We start from the raw sequence: 20,668 nt of genomic DNA on the forward strand, positions 1-20,668 counted from the left end.
CACCCGCAGCCCGGCGCCCCGCAACGCCGCCACGGCCGCGCCGGCGTCGGGCGCGACGACGACGGGCAGCGAGAAGATGCTGCCGGCCGACGCGCGCAGGCACTTGCCGTTGTAGGGGTCGACGCTGTGGCCGCCCAACACCACCGCGGCGGCCCCCATCGCGTCGGCGATCCGGATCAGCGTGCCGGCGTTGCCGGGTTCCCCGATCTCGACGGCGACCGCGACCAGCCGCGGCGCGCCGGCCAGCACGTCCGCCAGGCTGGTCTCCGGTGCGTCGCACACCGCGACCAGGCCCGCGGGAGTCACGGTGTCGGACAACGCTTTCGCGGCGCGCTCGGTGACCACGCGCATCGGGATACGCCATGTGGCCTGCTCCAGGGCCGCCAGCAGCGGCGCGTAGCGTTGCGCCGCGGCCTCGGTGACGAAGACCTCGCGCACCAACCCGCGCCGGGACGCCGCCTCGACCAGGTTGTGCCCTTCGGCGAGGAACCGTCCGGCGCGGCGGCGGCCGACGTGGCGGTGCAGTTTGACCGCGGCGGCGACCGTGGCCGATCGCTCGGTCAGCAGCTCACGGGCCGCGTCGGCCAGGCTAGGCAGCCTCTCCGGAACCCGACGGGGCGTTGACGTCCTCGGGCAGCGCGGCGCGCGCCACCTCGACCAGCGCGGTGAACGCCGCCGGGTCGGTGATCGCGATGTCGGCCAGGTTCTTGCGGTCGACGTCCACGCCGGCGGCCTTGAGGCCCTGGATCAGCCGGTTGTAGGTGATGTCGTTGGCGCGGGCCGCGGCGTTGATCCGCGAGATCCACAGCTTGCGGAACTCGCCCTTGCGCGCCCGACGGTCGCGGAAGGCGTAGTTCAGCGAATGCAGTTGCTGCTCTTTGGCTTTGCGATAGAGCCGGGATCGCTGGCCGCGATAGCCCTTCGAGGCCTTGAGGACGCTGCGCCTCTTCTTGTGGGCGTTGACCGCCCGCTTCACGCGTGCCATGGATGTTCCTACTCTCGTTGAAAACTCGTTGGGTCAAGGTGCCGTGCCAGCCCGCGGTCGGGTATGGCCGGCTCGGGGTCAGCCGTTGAGCAGGCTGTTGACGCGCTTGGTGTCGTTCGCCGACACGGTGGTGCGGCCGTCGAGGCGGCGGGTCCGCTTGCTCGGCTTGTGCTCGAGCAGGTGCCGACGGTTCGTGTGCTGCCGGACGATCTTGCCGGTGCCGGTGCGCCGGAACCGCTTGGACGCCCCGCTGTGGGTCTTTGCCTTGGGCATGTTTCCTCTAGTTCTCGCTCGTGGTTCTTCTCGGTCGTAAACGGCGATCGTGACGGCGGTCGTGACGTCGGCCGCCGGTTGACGCGTCAGTTGGGTGAGGTACCGGTCTCGGCGGTCGCGTCGGAATCCGACGCCGCGTCGCCGCCCTGGTCCTCGGGGTGCCGCGCACGGGCGCGCGTCTTCGCGCCGCGATGCGGTGCCAGCACCATCGTCATGTTGCGGCCGTCCTGCTTGGCCGACGTCTCCACGAACCCGTACTCGGCGACGTCCGCGCCCAGTCGTTGGAGCAGTCGGTAGCCCAGCTCGGGCCGCGACTGCTCGCGTCCGCGGAACATGATGGTGACCTTGACCTTCGAACCCGCTTCCAGGAAGCGGATGACGTGACCCTTCTTGGTCTCGTAGTCGTGGTCGTCGATCTTGGGCCGCAGCTTCTGCTCTTTGACGACGGTCTGCTGCTGGTTGCGGCGAGATTCGCGCGCCTTTTGCGCCGCCTCGTACTTGAACTTGCCGTAGTCCATGATCTTGCAGACCGGCGGCCTGGCGTTCGGGGCGACTTCGACGAGATCGAGATCGGCGTCCGCGGCGACGCGCAATGCGTCTTCGATACGCACGATGCCGACCTGCTCGCCCCCTGGGCCGATCAGTCGGACTTCGGGTACGCGGATGCGCTCGTTGACGCGGGTCTCAGTGCTGATGGGGCCTCCCTTGTTGGGCTTACTGTGTCCACCGGCGATCAGCGCCCGGGCCGCCCTGGAATGCAGTGGTGGATGTCGTCACACCATCAGCAGAAAAGCCCTGCAGATGCAGGGCCCAATGCCGACCGATCGCCGCTTGAGCACCTCAAACGGCCCGCGTCGAACGCGGAACAGACATCGGGGATGTCTGTGACCGGACCGCTGGGCCTTGGCAGAGACATCCGGGGACATCTCGTGGCTAGCGGTGGGAGTGGGACTCCACTTAACTGTTCCTGGCCTTCGCCGGGATGGTCGCAGCGGCCAGTTTAGCAGCCTTGAGGTGCCTTTTAACCCTCCGGCAACCAGAACCGCGCCGACGGGCCCCGATCCGCTCAGCCAACGGTAGGGAATTACTGCCCGTCGGTCTTGGCGCTTCAACAAGCTTTTCACGGATTCAGGGCTTATCCTCGCGGTCTGTGACACTCGCATCGACACGTTCGGGACCCCGTTCGGGGCCTCGCGGCCGGTCCGGCTCCCGCTACCGCTGGGTGCCCGCGGCGGCCGGCTGGACGGTCGGCGTCATCGCCACCGTGTCACTGCTGGCGAGCGTGTCGCCGCTGATCCGCTACCTGATCAAGGTGCCGCGGGAGTTCATCAACAACTATCTGTTCAACTTCCCCGACACCAGCATCGCGTGGTCGTTCGTGCTGGCCCTGCTGGCCGCCGCCCTGACCGCGCGCAAGCGCATCGCCTGGCTGCTGTTGCTGGGCAACATGATCCTGGCCGCCGGCCTGAATGCCGCCGACATCGCCGCGGGGGACAACACCCCCGCCGAGACGTTCGGCGAGAACCTCGGGTTATCCGTCCACATCGTCGCGATCGTGTTGCTGGTGCTGGCCTACCGGGAGTTCTGGGCCAAGGTACGCAGGGGAGCGCTGGTCAAGGCCGCCGCGGTGCTGGTTGCCGGCGACGTCATCGGCATCCTGGTGTCCTGGGGGCTGGTCGAGCTGTTCCCCGGCACGCTGGCCCGCCAGGACCGCCTGCCCTACGTGGCCAACCGGGTCGTCGGCTTCGCCCTCGCCGACCCCGACCTGTTCACCGGCCGGCCCCACGTCTTCCTCAACGCGATCTTCGGCCTGTTTGGTGCGCTGGCGTTGATCGTCGCGACGATCGTGCTGTTCCAATCGCAGCGCGCCGAGAATGCGCTGACCGGCGAGGACGAGTCGGCGATCCGCGGCCTGCTGGAGCTGTACGGCAAGAACGATTCGCTGGGCTACTTCGCCACCCGCCGCGACAAGTCGGTGGTGTTCGCGCAGAGCGGCCGGGCCGCCATCACCTACCGCGTCGAGGTCGGCGTGTGCCTGGCCAGCGGCGACCCGATCGGCGACCCCCGGGTCTGGCCGCAGGCCATCGATGCGTGGCTGGGGTTATGCCAGACCTACGGATGGGCGCCCGGCGTGATGGGGGCCAGCACCCAAGGGGCCCGCAGCTACCGGGAGGCCGGCCTCAACGCGCTGGAGCTGGGCGACGAGGCCATCCTGCGGACCGCCGACTTCAAGCTGTCCGGGCCGGACATGCGCGGCGTCCGCCAGGCCGTCACCCGGGCCCGCCGAGCCGGGCTGACGGTGCGCATCCGGCGGCACCGCGACATCCCGCCCGACGAGATGACGGACACCATCGCCCGGGCCGACGCATGGCGCGACACCCAGACCGAGCGCGGGTTCTCCATGGCGCTGGGCCGGCTGGGCGACCCCGCCGACGAGGACTGCCTGCTGGTGGAGGCCATCGACCGCGACGGCGCGGTGGTCGCGATGCTCTCGCTGGTGCCGTGGGGCACCACCGGGGTGTCTCTGGACCTGATGCGCCGCTCCCCGCACTCCCCCAACGGCACCATCGAGCTGATGGTCAGCGACCTGGCGCTGAACGCCGAAGGCTTGGGCATCACCCGGATCTCGCTGAACTTCGCGATGTTCCGCTCGGCGTTCGAGCAGGGCGCGCAACTGGGGGCTGGCCCCGTGGCGCGCCTGTGGCGCGGCTTCCTGCTGTTCTTCTCGCGGTGGTGGCAGCTGGAGACGCTGTACCGCTCGAACATGAAGTACCAACCCGATTGGGTGCCCCGGTTCGCGTGCTACGAGGACGCGCGGCTCATTCCGCGGGTCGGCGTCGCCTCGGCGCTGGCCGAGGGTTTCCTGGTCCTGCCGTTCGGCCGGCGTAAGGCCCACACCGGGCACCACCCCGCCGTCCCGGCCAGGCTGGCCGAGTCCGGGCTGCTGCATCCCGACGGCAGCACGCCCGACGTCAGCGGGTTGCAGCGCCGCCGCGAAACCGCCGACGCCGAGGAGGCCCGGGCGCGCCTGCCCGAGCAGGTCCGGGTGCGCCTTGCCAAGCTAAAGGTCTTGCAGCGCAACGGGATCGACGCCTACCCGGTGGGGTCCCCGCCCAGCCACAGCGTCGCCCGGGCGCTCGACGCCGACGACCGGGAGTCCGTCACCGTCGCGGGCCGGATCCTGCGGATCCGCGACTACGGCGGGGTGCTGTTCGCCCAGCTGCGCGACTGGTCCGGCGACATCCAAGTGCTGCTGGACAATTCACGCCTGGCCAGCAAGCGGGTCGCCGATTTCACCGCGGCCATCGACCTCGGCGACCTGGTCGAGGTGACCGGGCACATGGGGTTCAGCAAGAACGGCACCCGCTCGTTGATCGTCGCCGACTGGCGGATGATCGGCAAATGCCTGCGGCCGCTGCCGAACAAGTGGAAGGGGCTGACCGACCCCGAGGCGCGGGTCCGCGCCCGCTACGTGGACCTGGCCGTCAACCGCGAGTCGCGGGAGTTGATCAAGGCGCGCGGCAGCGTGCTGCGGTCGGTGCGAGAGACGTTGTTCGCCAAGGACTTCATCGAGGTGGAGACGCCGATCCTGCAGCAGGTCCACGGCGGCGCGACGGCGCGGCCCTTCACCACGCACATCAACACCTATGACCTGGACCTGTTCCTGCGGATCGCGCCGGAGCTCTACCTCAAGCGGTTGTGCGTCGGCGGCGTGGAGCGGGTGTTCGAGCTGGGGCGGGCCTTCCGCAACGAGGGCGTCGACTTCAGCCACAACCCGGAGTTCACGCTGCTGGAGGCCTACCAGGCCCACGCCGACTACATTGTGTGGATCGACGGGTGCCGGGAGCTCATTCAGAACGCGGCCCAGGCCGCGCACGGCGAGCAGACGGTGCTGCGGCCCCGCGGCGACGGCGGCGGGTTGGAGCCCGTCGACATCTCCGGCGCCTGGGCGGTCAAGACCGTCTACGACGCCGTGTCCGAGGCGTTGGGCGAACACGTCGATCCGGACACGTCGCTGGCGACGCTGCGCAAGCTGTCCGACGCGGCCCACATCCCCTACCGGGCGCACTGGGACGCCGGCGCCGTGGTGCTCGAGCTCTACGAGCACCTGGTCGAGGACCGCACCGAGGAGCCGACCTTCTACATCGACTTCCCCACCTCGGTGTCCCCGCTGACCAGGCCGCACCGTAGCCAGCGCGGCGTCGCCGAGCGGTGGGACCTGGTCGCCTGGGGTGTCGAACTGGCCACCGCCTACAGCGAGCTCACCGATCCGGTGGAGCAGCGGCGTCGCCTGCAGGAACAGTCGCTGCTGGCCGCCGGCGGCGACCCCGAGGCGATGGAACTCGACGAGGACTTCCTGCAGGCCATGGAATACGCGATGCCGCCCACCGGCGGGCTGGGCATGGGTATCGACCGGGTGGTCATGCTCATCACGGGCCACAGCATTCGCGAGACCCTGCCGTTCCCGTTGGCCAAGCCGCACTGAGCCGCGGCCGGTCGCCGCGCACGTTGAGCCAATATGTTCCCGCCGGGTTACGAATAGCTCACAATGAACGGCGTGATGTCGACGAGCGCGCAGCTCCTGGCGAGCAGTCACACGTCGCTGATGCACGGCTGGCTGCCGACCACGATCCAGGCGGCCGCCGCGGCCGTGCTGGCGGTCTCGGTGTGCCGGCGGTCGCGTCGCTGGCGCACGGTGTGGCTGCCGCTGGCCGCGCTGGCCGGCGGCGCCGCGGCCTACGCGACGCACTGGTACATCGTCGACCGGGGCCTGTCCGAGGAACCCGCCCCGTGGGCGCTGTGGCTGTGGATCGCGCTGTCCGGCACTGCCGTGGCGGCGCTGCCGCTCGGCTGGGGTAACGCGCGCCGCTGGCGGCGCGGCGCCGCCGTGCTGGCCGTCCCGTTGTGCCTGCTCAGCGCCGCGCTGGTGCTGAACCTCTGGGTGGGCTACTTCCCCACCGTGCAGTCGGCGTGGACCCAGCTCACGTCCGGCCCGCTGCCCGACCAGACCGACCGGGCCACCATCACCGCAATGGCCGCCAAGGGCACCCGGCCGCCGCACGGCACGGTGGTGCCGGTCGTCATCCCGTCGGACGCATCGCACTTCAAACACCGCGGCGAGCTGGTTTACCTGCCGCCGGAGTGGTTCGCCAGCAGCCCGCCCCCGCCGCTGCCGACGGTGATGATGATCGGCGGGCAGTTCAACACCCCGGCGGACTGGACGCGCGCGGGCGAGGCCATCAAGACCATCGACGACTTCGCGGCCGCCCACGACGGCAACGCGCCGGTGCTGGTGTTCGTCGACTCCGGCGGCGCGTTCAACAACGACACCGAGTGCGTCAACGGCGTGCGCGGCAACGCGGCCGATCACCTGACCAAGGACGTGGTCCCGTTCATGGAGTCGACGTTCGGCGTCAGCGCGCGGCGGGCCGGCTGGGGTATCGCCGGCTGGTCGATGGGCGGCACCTGCGCCGTCGACCTGACCGTCATGCATCCGGAGCTGTTCAGCGCCTTCGTCGACGTCGCCGGCGACTACTACCCGAACGCCGGCACCAAGGCCCAGACCATCGCGCGGCTGTTCGGCGGCAACGCCGACGCCTGGGCGGCCTTCGACCCGACCACCGTGATCGACCGGCACGGCCCCTACACCGACGTGGCCGGCTGGTTCGCGATCTCCTCCGACGCGGCCGGGCGCCGCGATCCGGTGCCGACCGACAGCGGCGCCGTGCGCCTGGCCGCCCGTGACGCGGCCGCCAACCCCGGCAACCAGGCCGCGGCCGCCTACTCGCTGTGCGCGCTGGGCCGCGTCAACGGCATCGACTGCGCCGTGGTCGCGCAGCCCGGCAAGCACGACTGGCCCTTCGCCGACCGGGCGTTCGCCGCGGCGCTGCCGTGGCTGGCCGGGCGGCTCGGGACGCCGGGCGTCCCCCGGATCCCGCTGCCCGACGCGACGGCGCCCACCGTCGGCGCGCCGGTGGTGGTGCCGGCGCAGCACTCCGCCCCGGGGCCGCCGACCGTCAGGCGGTGACCTTGCGGCGCCCGCCGGAGCGGCGCGGGGCCGGCGCGGGGGCGCTGCGGCCGATGACCTCGGCGAGGAATTTGCCGGTGTAGCTCTCCGGCACCGCCGCGACGTCCTCCGGGGTGCCCTCGGCGACAACGGTTCCGCCGCCGGCGCCGCCCTCGGGTCCCATGTCCACGATCCAGTCCGACGTCTTGATCACGTCGAGGTTGTGTTCGATGACGATCACGGTGTTGCCCTTGTCGACGAGGCCGTTGATCACCTTGAGCAGCTTGCGGATGTCGTCGAAGTGCAGGCCCGTGGTGGGCTCGTCGAGGATGTAGATGGTGCGGCCCGTCGACCGCTTCTGCAGCTCGGCGGCGAGCTTGACCCGCTGCGCCTCGCCGCCGGACAGCGTCGGCGCCGGCTGGCCCAGCCGCACGTAACCCAGCCCCACGTCGACCAGGGTCCGCAGGTAGCGGTGGATGCCCGAGATCGGCTCGAAGAACTCGGCGGCCTCCTCGATGGACATGTCGAGCACCTCGGAGATGGTCTTGCCCTTGTAGTGCACCTCGAGGGTCTCCCGGTTGTATCGGGCGCCCTGGCAGACCTCGCACGGCACGTACACGTCGGGCAGGAAATTCATCTCGATCTTGATGGTGCCGTCGCCGGTGCAGGCCTCACACCGGCCGCCCTTGACGTTGAACGAGAACCGGCCGGGCTGGTAGCCGCGGACCTTGGCCTCGGTGGTGGCGGCGAACAGCGTGCGGATCTTGTCGAACACGCCGGTGTAGGTCGCCGGGTTGGACCGCGGGGTGCGCCCGATCGGCGACTGGTCCACCCGCACCAGCTTGTCGAGGTGATCGAGCCCGGTGACCCGGGTGTGCCGCCCCGGAACCTGCCGCGCGCCGTTGAGCCGGTTGGCCAGCACCGCCGCGAGGATGTCGTTGACCAGCGTCGACTTCCCCGACCCGGACACGCCGGTCACCGAGGTCAGCACGCCCAGCGGAAACGTCACGTCGATGCCCCGCAGATTGTGCTCGCGGGCGCCGACGACGGTCAGCTGGCGCTTGCGGTCGACCGCGCGCCGCATCGCGGGCGTCTCGATGCTTTCCCGGCCCGACAGGTAGGCGCCGGTGATCGACTCGGTGTTGGCCAGCAGTTCGGCGTAGGTACCGCTGTGCACGATGTGGCCGCCGTGCTCGCCGGCGCGGGGACCGATGTCGACCACCCAGTCTGCGTGCGCAATGGTGTCCTCGTCGTGCTCGACGACGATCAGTGTGTTACCCAAATCCCTGAGGCGCGTGAGGGTTTCGATGAGGCGCCGGTTGTCGCGCTGGTGCAGCCCGATGGACGGCTCGTCGAGCACGTAGAGCACCCCCACCAGGCCGGACCCGATCTGGGTGGCCAGCCGGATGCGTTGCGCCTCGCCGCCGGACAGCGTGGCCGCCGCCCGCGACAGCGACAGGTACTCCAGGCCGACGTCGAGGAGGAACCCCAGCCTCGACTGGATCTCCTTGAGCACCTGCCCGGCGATCGCCTTCTCCCGCGGGCCGAGCGTGAGCCGGTTCAGGAAGTCCGAGCAGTCGGCGATCGACAGATCGCACACCTCGGCGATGGACTTCGATCCGCGGTCCCCGGCGGCCAGCGAGACCGCCAGAATCTCCGGCTTGAGCCGGGTGCCGTCGCACTCCGGGCACGGCACGTCGCGCATGAAGCCCTCGTAGCGCTCCTTCATCTGCTCGGACTCTGTCTGCGCCATCTTGCGCTGCAGGAACGCGAGCACGCCCTCGAAGTCGGCGTAATACGAGCGGGTCCGGCCGTAGCGGTTGCGGTAGCGGACGTGCACCTGGTGGTCGGAGCCCTCGAGGATCGCCTTGCGGGCCTTGGCCGGCAGCTTGCGCCACGGGGTGTTGACGTCGAAACCCATCTCGTCGCCCAGCCCGGCCATCATCCGGGTGAAGTACTCGGCGGTGTGGCCCGTGGACCACGGCGCCACCGCGCCCTCGGCCAGGGTGCGGTCCGGGTCGGGGATCACCAGGTCGGGGTCGACCTCCTTGCGAATGCCCAGGCCGCTGCACTCCGGGCAGGCGCCGTAGGGCGAGTTGAAGGAGAACGACCGCGGCTCCAGGTCGTCGACGGCCAGCGCGTGGCCGTTGGGGCAGGCCAGCTTCTCGGAGAACCGCTGCTCACGGTGCGCGGCGCCCGGCTCCTGGTCGACGAACTCCAGCACCACGATGCCGTCGGCCAGGTTGAGCGCCGTCTCCACCGAGTCGGTGAGCCGCTGCTTGGCGGACGCCTTCACGGTGAGGCGGTCCACCACTACCTCGATGTCGTGCTTCTCCTGCTTCTTCAGCTTCGGCGGTTCGGTCAACGGGTGCACCACGCCGTCGACCCGGACCCGGCTGTAGCCCTGGGCGTTGAGCTTCTCGAAGAGGTCGGCGAACTCGCCCTTGCGGGTGCGCACCACCGGGGCGAGCACCAGGAACCGGGTGCCCTCCGGCATCGCGAGCACCTGGTCGACGATCTGCTGCGGGGTTTGCCGGGCGATCCGCTCGCCGCAGATCGGGCAGTGCGGCGTGCCCGCCCGCGCGTACAGCAACCGCAGGTAGTCGTAGACCTCGGTGATGGTCCCCACGGTCGAACGCGGGTTGCGGTTGGTCGACTTCTGGTCGATGGACACCGCCGGGGACAGCCCCTCGATGAAGTCGACGTCGGGCTTGTCCATCTGGCCGAGGAACTGGCGGGCGTAGGCCGACAGCGACTCCACGTAGCGGCGCTGCCCTTCGGCGAAGATCGTGTCGAACGCCAGCGACGACTTGCCCGAACCCGACAACCCGGTGAACACGATCAGCGCGTCGCGGGGCAGCTCGAGGTCGACGCCGCGCAGGTTGTGCTCGCGGGCGCCCTTGACTATCAGGCGATCAGCCAACGCTGCCCCTCTCACTGCCGTCTCGGCGGGCGTTGTGCCGCGGACGGTCGACGAACGAAATTGCGCACGGCGCATCCCATGCTATGTGCCCGTACCGACAAGCAGCCCGCCACCAGTAACCTGGCCGCTATGACCGCCGCGCTCGAGCCCAGCGACAACTACACCGGACACGTCGACCCTGGTACCGCGGCCCGCCGGACCCTACCCGGCGCCACGATTCTAAAGGCGTCGGTGGGCCCCATGGACAACAACGCCTACCTCGTCACCTGTTCCGCCACCGGCGAAACGCTGCTGATCGACGCCGCCAACGACGCCGATGCCCTGACCGACCTGATCCGCCGGCACGCGCCCACGGTGACGCTCATCGTCACCAGCCACCAGCACTTCGACCACTGGCAGGCCCTCGAAGCCGTCGCCGCCGCCACCGGCGCCCCGACGGCCGCCAACGAACTCGACGCCGAGCCGCTGCCGGTGACCCCCGACCGTTTGCTGGCTCACGGCGACACGGTGCGGGTCGGCGAACTGAGCTTCGACGTCATCCACCTGCGTGGGCACACGCCCGGTTCGATCGCGCTCGCCCTCGACGGGCCCGCGACCGGTGGCGTCACCCAGTTGTTCACCGGTGACTGCCTGTTCCCGGGCGGGGTGGGCAAGACGTGGCAGCCGGGCGATTTCGAGCAGCTGCTCGACGACGTCACGTCACGGGTGTTCGAGGTCTACGACGACGCCACGGTCATCTACCCCGGCCACGGCGACGACACCGCGCTCGGTGCGGAGCGTCCGCACCTGGCCGAATGGCGCGAACGCGGGTGGTGACGGCCGCCGGCTAGGACGTGGTGTGCACGATCAGCACGTCGGTCTTGGCGCGGCGCGAGACGTTGGCCGGCACCGAGCCCAGCAGGCGGCCGGCGATGGTGCTCAGCCCGACGTTGCCGACCACCAGCAGATCCGCCTTCTCCTCCTCCGCCAGGTGCACCAGGGCGTCGACCGGGGCCCCGACGATGGGGCGCTCGTCGACGTTCTTGGCGCCGGCCGCGTGCGCGCGCTCCTTGGCGTCGCGCAGGACCGCGTAGATCGGCGCGGTCCCGGACACCTTGTAGCTCTCGTCCCGCAAGGCGTCGGCCGCCCGGGCGTCCTCGTGCTGGGGTAAGTACGCCGACGCGACGATCAGCTTGGCGTCGGGCCCCGCGATCTGCGCGGCCTTCTCGACCGCACGCAACGACGAGTCCGAGCCGTCCGTCCCGACCACCACAGTGCGATAGGCGCCCATCTACCCTCCCAATTCCGGTTGCTCAGCCAAAACAGTATCGCGTTTGCCCGTTGCTGAGGAGACACATTCGCGACACCGCGTGGCGCGGCACATTCCCCAATTGCGGGGTTTGTCCGCCGCATCGGACAATATTGCCGATGCCTAACCGACCGAATACCGACGGCTGCCGCGGAATACGCTGTATTGCGAACCTTTTCGCGAATGCCGAGGCCACCCGCGAAAGCGCCGGACGTCGTTTGTGACGCCGTCCACCGACCGCGCCCTACAGTAACAAGCATCATGCCCACGCCCACCCTCGAACAGCGCTCCGGCGGCGCCGTCGACGAGGGCGTGCCGGGCCGCCGCCGCGGCGCGTTGCTCGACCCGTGGGCCATCGCCGCCCTGGCTACCGCCCTCAGCGCCGCCTGGGCGTGCCGGCCGTCGCTGTGGTTCGACGAAGGCGCGACGATCTCGGCGTCGGCGAGCCGGACGCTGCCCGAGCTGTGGCGGCTGCTGACGCACATCGACGCCGTGCACGGGCTCTACTACCTGCTGATGCACGGCTGGTTCGCCGTCTTCCCGCCGACCGAGTTCTTCTCCCGGCTGCCCAGCGCGCTGGCGATCGGGGTCGCCGCCGCCGGCGTCACGGTGTTCGTCGGGCAGTTCGCGGACCGGCCGACCGCCGTGTGCGCGGGCGTAGTGTTCGCCGTCCTGCCGCGCACCACTTGGGCCGGCATCGAGGCCCGGCCGTACGCGTTCGCGGTCGCCGCCGCGGTGTGGCTCACGGTGCTGTTGGTCGCGGCCGTGCGGCGCAACCGGCCGCGGTTGTGGGTGTGGTACGCGCTGGCCCTGATGCTGGCGATCCTGCTCAACCTCAACCTGGTGCTGCTGTTGCCGGTCTACGCCGCGATGCTGCCGCTGCTCGGCGCCGGCAGGTCGACGGCCATCCGGTGGGCGCTGTCCTCGGCGGTGGCCGTCGCGGCGATGACCCCGTTCATCCTGTTCGCCCACGCCCAGGTGTGGCAGGTGAACTGGATCTACCCGGTGAGCTGGCATTACGCGTTTGACATCGTGTTGCGGCAGTACTTCGACCACAGCGTGCCCTGCGCCGTGGTGTCCGGCGTGCTGATCGTGGCGGCGGCCGTCGCCGCGCTGGCCGGCGCGCGCCCGCCCGCCGGGGACACCCGCCGGTTGCTGCTCGCCTGCGTCGCGTGGCTGGTGATCCCGACCGCGCTGGTGGTCGTCTACTCCGCCGTCAGCGAGCCCATCTACTACCCGCGCTACCTGATCTTCACGACGCCGGCGATGGCCGCCGTCCTGGCGGTGTGCGTGGTCACCGTGGCGCGCCGGCCGTGGCCGATCGCCGGGGTGGTGCTGCTGTTCGCCGCCGCGGCGCTGCCGAACTACCTGTTTACGCAGCGCTGGCCGTACGCCAAAGAGGGGTGGGATTACAGCCAGGTCGCGGACCTCATCAAGTCGCACGCCGCGCCCGGCGACTGCCTCGTGGTGGACAACACGGTGCCGTGGAGGCCGGGCCCCATCCGCGCGCTGCTGGACACCCGGCCCGACGCGTTCCGGGCGGTGATCGACGTGGAGCGCGGCGGGTACGGCCCCAAAGTTGGGACGCTGTGGGACGGCCACGTCGCCGTGTGGCTGACCACCGCCAAGATCAACAAATGCGCCGCGATCTGGACCATCACCAATAGGGACACGGCACTGCCCGAGCACCAAACGGGTCAATCCCTGCCGCCGGGCAGCGCATTCGGGCGGGCGCCCGCGTATCGATTCCCCGGCTATCTCGGATTTCATATTGTCGAACGCTGGCAATTCCATTACTCGCAGGTCGTCAAGTCCACGCGATGACCGCGGGCGCCACGACGCGCGCAAACCGCGCACCGCTGGGTAGGTTGACCGCATGCACTCGTGGGTGACCGCACCGCTGCTGGGTGGCCAGGTGCAGGATGTCCGGCACGTCGTCGAACTTTTCGCCGCCTTCGGACTGACCGCGCTGATCGGCCTGGAGCGCACCATTCAGGGCAAGAGCGCCGGCCTGCGCACCCAGACCATTGTCGGCACCTCCTCGGCGCTGATCATGCTGGTCAGCAAGTACGGCTTCGCTGACGTCCTCAAGAGCGGCTTCGTCGTGTTGGACCCGTCGCGCGTTGCGGCGCAGGTGGTTTCGGGGATCGGGTTCCTGGGCGCCGGGATCATCATCACCCGCCGCGGCGCGGTGCACGGGCTCACCACGGCGGCGGCGGTGTGGGAGTCGGCGGCCATCGGCCTGGCGACGGGCGCCGGCCTGCTGCTGCTGGCGATCGCGGTGGTCTTCCTGCACTTCGTCAGCGCGCTGGCGTTCAACGCGGTGGAGCGGCAATTGAACGCGCGGCTGCAAGGGACCGTCCGGCTGCACATCATCTATGCCAACGGCCGCGGCGTGCTGCGCGAGCTGCTGCGGCTGAGCGGGCAGCACCACTGGCAGCTCACCGAGCTCGACGCCGACCCGCACGACATCGACGAGGGGGAAGTCGCCGTGACGATGACGCTGTCGGGCGCGAAGATCGCGACGGCGGCCAACGTTTTCGGCGCCGTGGACGGCGTCACCGCCGTCCTGCAGGCCGACGACGCGGCCGACTGAGCTCGGCCGACTGAGCTCAGCCGACGTTGCCGGCGGGCTGCATCTGTCCGGCGCCGCGCGTCGCCCCGTAGGCGACCACCACCCCGGCGGCGCTCAACCCCGTGAAGACCGCGAACAGCCAGCCGGCCGCCATCACGTCGCCGCCCTTGGCGGTGTTGACCACGACACCCGCCAGCCCGGCGCCGATGGCCGCGGAAATCAGCTGCACGGTGTTGATGGCCGCGGCGGCCGCACCGCTTTCGGCCGGGTCGTTGACGCAGGCCATCGCGAGCACCGACAGGTGCGGCCAGGCCATCCCGATGCCGATGCCCGCGACCAGCAGGGCCACCGCCCACAGCCCCGCGGTCCAAATGGACGCGTCGGCGCGCTGCGCGGCCGCGCCCAACGCCAGCCCGGCCGCCGCGACCACCGGCGCCGCGCCGATGACCCAGGCGATCGACCGCGGGCTTTCCAGGGAGGCGCTGAGGATCTCGCTCAGCGTCCAACCCAGCGCCAGGGCGGCGCCCAGGAAGCCGGCCGCGATGGGGGTCAGGTGCGCCAGCCGCTGACCGAACAGGGGCACGTAGGTGTCCACCATCGCGGCCGCCATCAGCACGCCCATGCTGAGGTAGATCCACTTGAGCGGCCCGGGGCCGAACACGCTGGCCGGCAGCACCGCCGCGTGCATCCGCCAGTCGACCAGCACGAACGCGCCGACCAGCACGATCCCCGCCGCCAGCAGCCCGGCCGTCGCCACGACGTTGCGCGGGATCTCGGCGACGCTGACCGCCAGGGCGGCGGTGCCGATCAAGGCCAGCGACCACACCGGCACCTTCAGCGCCGGAATGGCGGGGCTGGGATCGACGCGCGCCAGCGCGACGGGGACCAGCAGGCCCATCAGGGCGGTCACGGCGGCCATAGCGACGAACGCCCCACGCCACAGCCCGTATTGCGCGAACAGCCCGCCCGTGGCCGGCCCGACGACCGTGGCCACGCCCCACATCGCCGACACCAGGGCGGTCCCCCGCGTCCAGAGGCTGCGCGGCAGGGCGGCGTTGATGACCGCGTACCCCAGGCCGGCCAGCAGACCCCCGGCCACGCCCTGCAGGGCGCGTCCGGCGATCAGCACCTCCATGTTGGGTGCCGCGGCGCACACCAGGCTCGACACGCCGAACAGCGCGAGCCCCGACAGGTACGACGTGCGGGCGCCGACCCGCAGCAGCATGGGGTTGACCATGGTCGCGGCCACCACCGAACCCACGAGGTACAGGGTCGTCACCCACGCGTAGAGCCGGCTACCGCCGATCTCGGCGATGGTGTTGGGCAGCAGGCTGGTGGTCAGGAACTCGTTGGTGGCGTACAGCGCCACCCCGCCGGCCAACAACAACGACGTCCGGAGGTACTTCTTGCCGAGCAGCTCGCGCCAGCCGCCGGTGATAGTCGCCGCGTCGGTCACGCCTACACCGTATGGGGTGATTCTGAGGGCAGTGTGAGGCGCTCGCCGCGAGCAAACCTATTTCAGGCCGGCGGCGTCCATCCCCCGCAGCTCCTTCTTCAGGTCGGCAATCTCGTCGCGGAACCGCGCGGCGAGCTCGAATTGCAGGTCGCGGGCGGCGGTCATCATCTGCTCGGTGAGGTCCTTGATCAGGTCCGCCAGCTCGGCCCGGGGCATGGCGGCCGTGTCGCGGCCCTCGAACACGCCGGCGCTGACGGCGCGGCCCGGTTCGCCCGGCGCCCGCCGGCCGCGCGAGGCGTTGCGGCCCGACCCGCCGACCCCCACGTCGGTGTCGTCGGCCTCCCGATAGACCTGGTCGAGGATGTCGGCGATCTTCTTGCGCAGCGGCTGCGGGTCGATGCCGTGGGCCTCGTTGTAGGCCACCTGCTTGGCGCGGCGCCGCTCGGTCTCGTCGATGGCCTCTTTCATCGACTCGGTGATGGTGTCGGCGTACATGTGCACCTCGCCGGAGACGTTGCGGGCGGCGCGGCCGATGGTCTGGATCAGGCTGCGCGACGACCGCAGGAAGCCCTCCTTGTCCGCGTCGAGGATGGCGACCAGCGACACCTCGGGCAGGTCGAGACCCTCGCGCAGCAGGTTGATCCCGACCAGCACGTCGTACTCGCCCAGCCGCAGCTGGCGCAGCAACTCCACCCGGCGCAGCGTGTCGACCTCCGAATGCAGGTACCGCACCCGGATGCCCATCTCGAGCAGGTAATCGGTGAGGTCCTCGGCCATCTTCTTGGTCAGCGTGGTGACCAAGACCCGCTCGTCGGCGTCGGTGCGCTTCCTGATCTCGCCGATCAGGTCGTCGATCTGCCCCTTGGTCGGCTTGACCACGACCTTCGGGTCCACCAGGCCGGTCGGGCGGATCACCTGCTCGACGAACTCGCCGCCGGCCTGGCTGAGCTCGTACGGGCCGGGGGTGGCCGACAGGTACACCGTCTGCCCGATGCGGTCGGCGAACTCCTCCCACGTCAGCGGCCGGTTGTCGCACGCCGACGGCAGCCGGAACCCGTACTCCACCAGGTTGCGCTTGCGCGACATGTCGCCCTCGTACATGCCGCCGATCTGCGGCACGGTGACGTGCGACTCGTCGATGACCAGCAGGAAGTCCTCGGGGAAGTAGTCGAGCAGTGTCGCCGGCGGCGAACCCGGGCCGCGGCCGTCGATGTGGCGCGAGTAGTTCTCGATGCCCGAGCAGAAGCCGACCTGGCGCATCATCTCGATGTCGTAGTTGGTGCGCATCCGCAACCGCTGGGCCTCGAGCAGCTTGCCCTGGCCTTCCAGCTCGGCCAGCCTGGCCGCCAACTCGTCCTCGATCGTCGAGATCGCCTGGGCCATCCGTTCGGGACCGGCGACGTAGTGGGTGGCCGGGAAGATCCGCACCGAGTCGACCTGCCGGATCACGTCGCCGGTCAGCGGGTGCAGGTAGTACAGCGCCTCGATCTCGTCGCCGAAGAACTCGATACGGACCGCCAGCTCCTCGTAGGACGGGATGATTTCGACCGTGTCGCCGCGCACCCGGAACGAGCCGCGGGTGAAGGACAGGTCGTTGCGGGCGTACTGAACGTCGACCAGCAGCCGCAGCAGCGCGTCGCGGGGCACCTCGTTGCCCACCTCCAGCTCGACGGAGCGGTCCAGGTAGGACTGCGGGGTGCCCAGACCGTAGATGCAGGACACCGAGGCGACCACGACGACGTCGCGGCGCGACAGCAGCGACGACGTCGCGGAGTGCCGCAGCCGCTCGACGTCGTCGTTGATCGAGCTGTCCTTCTCGATGTAGGTGTCGGTCTGCGCGATGTACGCCTCCGGCTGGTAGTAGTCGTAGTACGACACGAAGTACTCGACGGCGTTGTGCGGCAACATCTCTCGAAGTTCGTTGGCGAGCTGCGCGGCCAGCGTCTTGTTCGGCGCCATCACCAGGGTGGGCCGCTGCAGCCGCTCGATGAGCCAGGCGGTGGTGGCCGACTTGCCGGTGCCGGTGGCGCCCAGCAGCACCACATCGCGCTCCCCCGCCTTGACCCGGCGCTCCAACTCGTCGATGGCCGCCGGTTGGTCGCCCGCGGGCGAGTGGGGGCTGACCACCTCGAAGCGGCCGCCCGCGCGCACCACCTGATCGACGGCGCGGTATTCCGAATGCGCGACTACCGGATGTTCCGTGGCGAAAGCCATGACCCCAGGGTAGAACCGTCCACCGACAAGCGCCGGGCCCCGGCCGTCGGGTTCACCACGGGCGTATCGGCCCGAGCAAGGACACCACCGCCGATCGTGCTAGCGCATACGCCAGCGCTTTCGAAACTCGGTCATCCCTCCGGAGCGGGCGGATCACCCCGCCGGACGGGTCCAGGTCCGGGTGACCGGGTCGCATTGCAGCAGGTAGCCGTCGTTGGACGTGCTCATCGCGAATACCGACGTGTTGGGCCGGTCGCACGAGCTGCCGGAGGTGTGCGTGCCCATGGTGATCGGCGCCTTCGCCCAACTGCCGCCCGCGCAGACGATCTGCTCGTTGTTGGTCGGGTCATAGGCCAACTTGCCGACGTCGCTGCACACCCCGCCCACGACGGGTGGCGCGGGCGCCGCCGCCGTCGTCGAGGTGTTGGCGACTTGTGCCGGGTCGGCGAGGGGAACACCCGTCGGCGCGTCCCCGACCCGGGTGGCCAGCACCGGGGTGCGCACCACCGCGCCCTGCGCGCCGCACTCGTTGCTCAGCACGGTCTCGGTCTGCGTTCCGCGCAGCGTGCCGTCGGTCTGCGGCACCAGCGACCAGGCGAGCGTCTCCTGCTGAGTCGCCCGGACCTGTCCGTTCGGCTGCGTGCACCCGACCCGCTCCTGCGCCGGGGACCCCTGCCAGTAGCCGCCGACGAAGCGCAGCGTGTCGCTCTGCCCGCCGTCGGCGGTGCTTGCCACCTGATGGTTGGTGTCGTCGAGCTGGGTGCCGGCGGCCGCGCACCCGTTGGTGGTGCAGGTCGAGCGGAAGGCCCACCAGTCGGTGCCGGGGCCGTCGTGCCGGATCGGGATGCCGTTGCCCGTCCGCTTGCTCGCGTCGTAGTCCAGCTTGTAGGTGCCGTTGAGGGTCGCGTTTCCGGTGGTCGGTGCGGCGCTCGCGGCCGGCGCCGACGGTTTCGATGCGAGCGACGGATTGGCGGGCGGCGTGGTCGGCTGGAACGAATAGAGGATCGACCACGTCATCGCCACCGCGATGAGCACGGCGCACACCAGGGCGGTCCCCCACCGGGTCTTGGCCGAGAACCGGTGATTGAGCGCCGCGACCAGCCCACTGGCCCCGCGCCGCGGTGCGGGCTCGGATAGCGCGACGCCCGGCTGCGCGGCGTCGCGGGAGTCGTCGAACGGCGCGCTGACGGCGGCGGCGAATCCGCGGCACCGGTCGAACCTGTCCGCCGGCTGCTTCGCGAGCGCCTTGAAGAAGACGTCGTCGAGCTCGGCGAGGTCGGGCCGGTAGTCGCTGAGTCGCGGCGGCTCCTCGTGCAGGTGCTGGCTGATGACCGCGATCGGATTCGAATGCTGGAACGGCGGGGCGCCGGTCAGCAGGTGGAATGCCGTTGCCGCCAAGGCGTATTGGTCGGCGCGGCCGTCGATGGGCGAACCGGTGAGCTGCTCGGGCGCCGCGTAGGCCACGGTGCCGACCGCGACGTTGGTCTCGGTGATCCCGCTGATGTCACCCAGGTGCCGCGCAACCCCGAAGTCCGCCAACAGGATTCGACGTTCCCCGTCCTCGGGGTGGGTGAGCAGGATATTGGCCGGCTTGACGTCGCGGTGCAGCAGGCCGCGGTCGTGGGCGTAGTCCAGCGCCCCCGCGACGGCCTGGACAATCGCGCACACCTCCCCGATGGGCATGCCGTCGGGGTAGGTTTCCTTGACCAACCGCGACGCGTCGGTGCCCTCCACGTAGTCCATCGAGATCCACAGGTGGCCGTTGAACTCCCCGCGGTCGTGCACGCCCACGATGTGCGGGTGCCACAGCGTGGCGGCCAGATCGGCCTCGCGGTTGAACCTTTCGCGAAACTCCGGGTCCGCGGTGACCGCCTCGGCGAGCACCTTGATCACGTCGCGCCGCGGCAGCCGGGGATGCAGGGCCAGGTACACCTCGGCCATGCCCCCGGCGCCCAGCTGGCGCAGGATCGTGTAACCGGCGAAGGGGGCGCCGTTGCCCACCGTGGGCCGTGACCCGTTGGCGTCGACCGGTGTCACCTCGGGCTCGGAAGCCGGGCCGGAGCCCACGGGCGGCACCCGGCGGAACAGCTGCGCCACCGGCGCGCCCGGCAACGATTGGAAGCCCGCGCGCAACGCCTCGCGGGCTTGCCGCGGGTTGCTCAGCAGGCGCCGCCCGCCGATGCGCCGCGTCGTCCCTTTGTGCCCATCCATAATCCGTCTCGCCCCCCTTCTCTCTCGGCGCTACCCGCGAATCGGCGCGCGGTCACGGCATCGTGACGCGGACCACAAGGCCACAGGCCTGCGCAATTGCCGTGCACCCCTCCCGACCGAAATCATGCCCGACAGCGGTAGGCGATTGGTCGCAGGACGCTATGAAAGACTTATGAGTGGACGAATCGGGACGCGACGCGCCCGGGGCGGCCCGCATAGGTACCACTCAGGCGGCGCACCGATACTTGTGGAGTGACAAGACCCGCCCCGCCAATACTGACAGTCCGGCACGACGGGTCCCAACGGTCCTTCGCCGCGGGCCACGAGGTGCTTGTCGGGCGCGACCCGTACGCCGACGTGCGGATTCCCGATCCGCGGATCTCACGCACCCACCTGCTGCTCCGCTTCGAGCAGGGCCGCTGGCTGGCCATCGACAACGGCTCGCTCAACGGGACGTACGTCAACGGCTACCGGATGGCCGTCATCGACATCCACGACGGGCAGAGCATCCACGTCGGCAACGCCCAGGGACCGCGCCTGACCTTCGCGATCGGGCCGCAGCAGGGTCACGCGAACCAACCGCCCCGGCCGCGCCCGCGGACGGAGACCGGGCCGCCCACCATCGCCTGGTCGGCGCTGGCCGAGCAGACCAGCCCCACCCGCGGCCGGCCGCAGCAACGCGAGGATCTGCGCCGCCTCGTCGGGCGTCCCCGCGCCGGGGCCGGGGGCGTGGAAA

General features: G+C 70.4%; 15 protein-coding genes. 6 read left to right on the plus strand and 9 right to left on the minus strand.

Annotated elements, in window-relative coordinates:
• From A5714_RS08610 to infC, 4 genes are all read right to left on the minus strand, one after another.
• Positions 1-567: RNA methyltransferase (locus tag A5714_RS08610; protein WP_156747235.1), on the minus strand; the 567-nt coding region annotated here is incomplete at its 3' end.
• A 22-nt stretch (positions 568-589) separates the two neighbouring features.
• A complete protein-coding gene (rplT, locus tag A5714_RS08615) occupies positions 590-985 on the minus strand; it encodes a 50S ribosomal protein L20 (RefSeq protein WP_068065039.1) in 396 nt (131 codons plus the stop codon).
• A 78-nt stretch (positions 986-1,063) separates the two neighbouring features.
• Positions 1,064-1,258, minus strand: coding sequence for a 50S ribosomal protein L35 (gene rpmI / locus A5714_RS08620; protein WP_068065042.1), 195 nt, complete (start codon positions 1,256-1,258; stop codon positions 1,064-1,066).
• A gap of 86 nt (positions 1,259-1,344) precedes the next feature.
• On the minus strand, positions 1,345-1,953 hold the full coding sequence (gene infC, locus A5714_RS08625; RefSeq protein WP_082959637.1) for a translation initiation factor IF-3: 609 nt from the start codon (positions 1,951-1,953) through the stop codon (positions 1,345-1,347).
• A gap of 455 nt (positions 1,954-2,408) precedes the next feature.
• On the opposite strand from infC, the gene lysX reads away from it, so the two are divergent.
• The gene (gene lysX, locus A5714_RS08630) at positions 2,409-5,744 is read left to right on the plus strand and encodes a bifunctional lysylphosphatidylglycerol synthetase/lysine--tRNA ligase LysX (protein WP_082959638.1); all 3,336 of its coding nucleotides are present in this window, start codon (positions 2,409-2,411) and stop codon (positions 5,742-5,744) included.
• 75 nt (positions 5,745-5,819) lie between these two features.
• Positions 5,820-7,286, plus strand: a complete 1,467-nt coding sequence (locus A5714_RS08635; protein WP_197513620.1) for an alpha/beta hydrolase family protein — start codon at positions 5,820-5,822, stop codon at positions 7,284-7,286.
• Here A5714_RS08635 and uvrA read toward each other — a convergent pair.
• Positions 7,276-10,188 carry an excinuclease ABC subunit UvrA gene (gene uvrA / locus A5714_RS08640; RefSeq protein ID WP_068065047.1) on the minus strand — a complete coding sequence of 971 codons (2,913 nt, stop codon included), beginning with the start codon at positions 10,186-10,188 and terminating at the stop codon, positions 7,276-7,278. The two genes, A5714_RS08635 and uvrA, sit on opposite strands and share 11 nt — an antisense overlap.
• 129 nt (positions 10,189-10,317) lie before the next feature.
• Here uvrA and A5714_RS08645 point away from each other — a divergent pair, with 129 nt between their 5' ends.
• Positions 10,318-11,004 (plus strand): MBL fold metallo-hydrolase, encoded by a 687-nt coding sequence (locus A5714_RS08645; RefSeq protein WP_068284559.1) that lies wholly within the window; start codon positions 10,318-10,320, stop codon positions 11,002-11,004.
• 10 nt (positions 11,005-11,014) lie between these two features.
• Here the strand turns inward: A5714_RS08645 and A5714_RS08650 are convergent, their stop codons facing one another.
• A complete protein-coding gene (locus tag A5714_RS08650) occupies positions 11,015-11,458 on the minus strand; it encodes a universal stress protein (RefSeq protein WP_068065051.1) in 444 nt (147 codons plus the stop codon).
• Positions 11,459-11,737: 279 nt separating this feature from the next.
• Between A5714_RS08650 and A5714_RS08655 the strand changes: the two genes are divergently transcribed.
• Positions 11,738-13,300, plus strand: a complete 1,563-nt coding sequence (locus A5714_RS08655) for a glycosyltransferase family 39 protein (RefSeq protein ID WP_068284561.1) — start codon at positions 11,738-11,740, stop codon at positions 13,298-13,300.
• A gap of 52 nt (positions 13,301-13,352) precedes the next feature.
• Positions 13,353-14,072: an MgtC/SapB family protein gene (locus A5714_RS08660; protein WP_068065059.1), complete on the plus strand. Its 720-nt coding sequence runs from the start codon at positions 13,353-13,355 to the stop codon at positions 14,070-14,072.
• 16 nt (positions 14,073-14,088) lie between these two features.
• Here A5714_RS08660 and A5714_RS08665 read toward each other — a convergent pair whose 3' ends face one another.
• The 3 genes from A5714_RS08665 to A5714_RS08675 form a co-directional block, all read right to left on the minus strand.
• A complete protein-coding gene (locus tag A5714_RS08665) occupies positions 14,089-15,507 on the minus strand; it encodes an MFS transporter (protein WP_068284565.1) in 1,419 nt (472 codons plus the stop codon).
• A gap of 57 nt (positions 15,508-15,564) precedes the next feature.
• Positions 15,565-17,721 (minus strand): excinuclease ABC subunit UvrB, encoded by a 2,157-nt coding sequence (uvrB, locus tag A5714_RS08670; RefSeq protein ID WP_068065066.1) that lies wholly within the window; start codon positions 17,719-17,721, stop codon positions 15,565-15,567.
• A 153-nt stretch (positions 17,722-17,874) separates the two neighbouring features.
• Positions 17,875-19,932, minus strand: coding sequence for a serine/threonine-protein kinase (locus tag A5714_RS08675; protein ID WP_068284568.1), 2,058 nt, complete (start codon positions 19,930-19,932; stop codon positions 17,875-17,877).
• Positions 19,933-20,184: 252 nt separating this feature from the next.
• Here A5714_RS08675 and A5714_RS08680 point away from each other — a divergent pair.
• Positions 20,185-20,668 (plus strand): FHA domain-containing protein (locus tag A5714_RS08680; protein ID WP_156747234.1); only part of this gene is annotated, 484 nt, incomplete at its 3' end.

Source organism: Mycobacterium sp. E2462, from assembly GCF_001672685.1.
Lineage (GTDB): Bacteria > Actinomycetota > Actinomycetes > Mycobacteriales > Mycobacteriaceae > Mycobacterium.

Coding starts and splice junctions, on each gene's coding strand:
- rplT (WP_068065039.1), bottom strand. CDS start 985: ATGGCACGCGTGAAGCGGGCGGTCAACGCCCACAAGAAGAGGCGCAGC.
- rpmI (WP_068065042.1), bottom strand. CDS start 1,258: ATGCCCAAGGCAAAGACCCACAGCGGGGCGTCCAAGCGGTTCCGGCGC.
- A5714_RS08635 (WP_197513620.1), top strand. CDS start 5,820: ATGTCGACGAGCGCGCAGCTCCTGGCGAGCAGTCACACGTCGCTGATG.
- A5714_RS08645 (WP_068284559.1), top strand. CDS start 10,318: ATGACCGCCGCGCTCGAGCCCAGCGACAACTACACCGGACACGTCGAC.
- A5714_RS08650 (WP_068065051.1), bottom strand. CDS start 11,458: ATGGGCGCCTATCGCACTGTGGTGGTCGGGACGGACGGCTCGGACTCG.
- A5714_RS08655 (WP_068284561.1), top strand. CDS start 11,738: ATGCCCACGCCCACCCTCGAACAGCGCTCCGGCGGCGCCGTCGACGAG.
- A5714_RS08660 (WP_068065059.1), top strand. CDS start 13,353: ATGCACTCGTGGGTGACCGCACCGCTGCTGGGTGGCCAGGTGCAGGAT.
- uvrB (WP_068065066.1), bottom strand. CDS start 17,721: ATGGCTTTCGCCACGGAACATCCGGTAGTCGCGCATTCGGAATACCGC.
- A5714_RS08675 (WP_068284568.1), bottom strand. CDS start 19,932: ATGGATGGGCACAAAGGGACGACGCGGCGCATCGGCGGGCGGCGCCTG.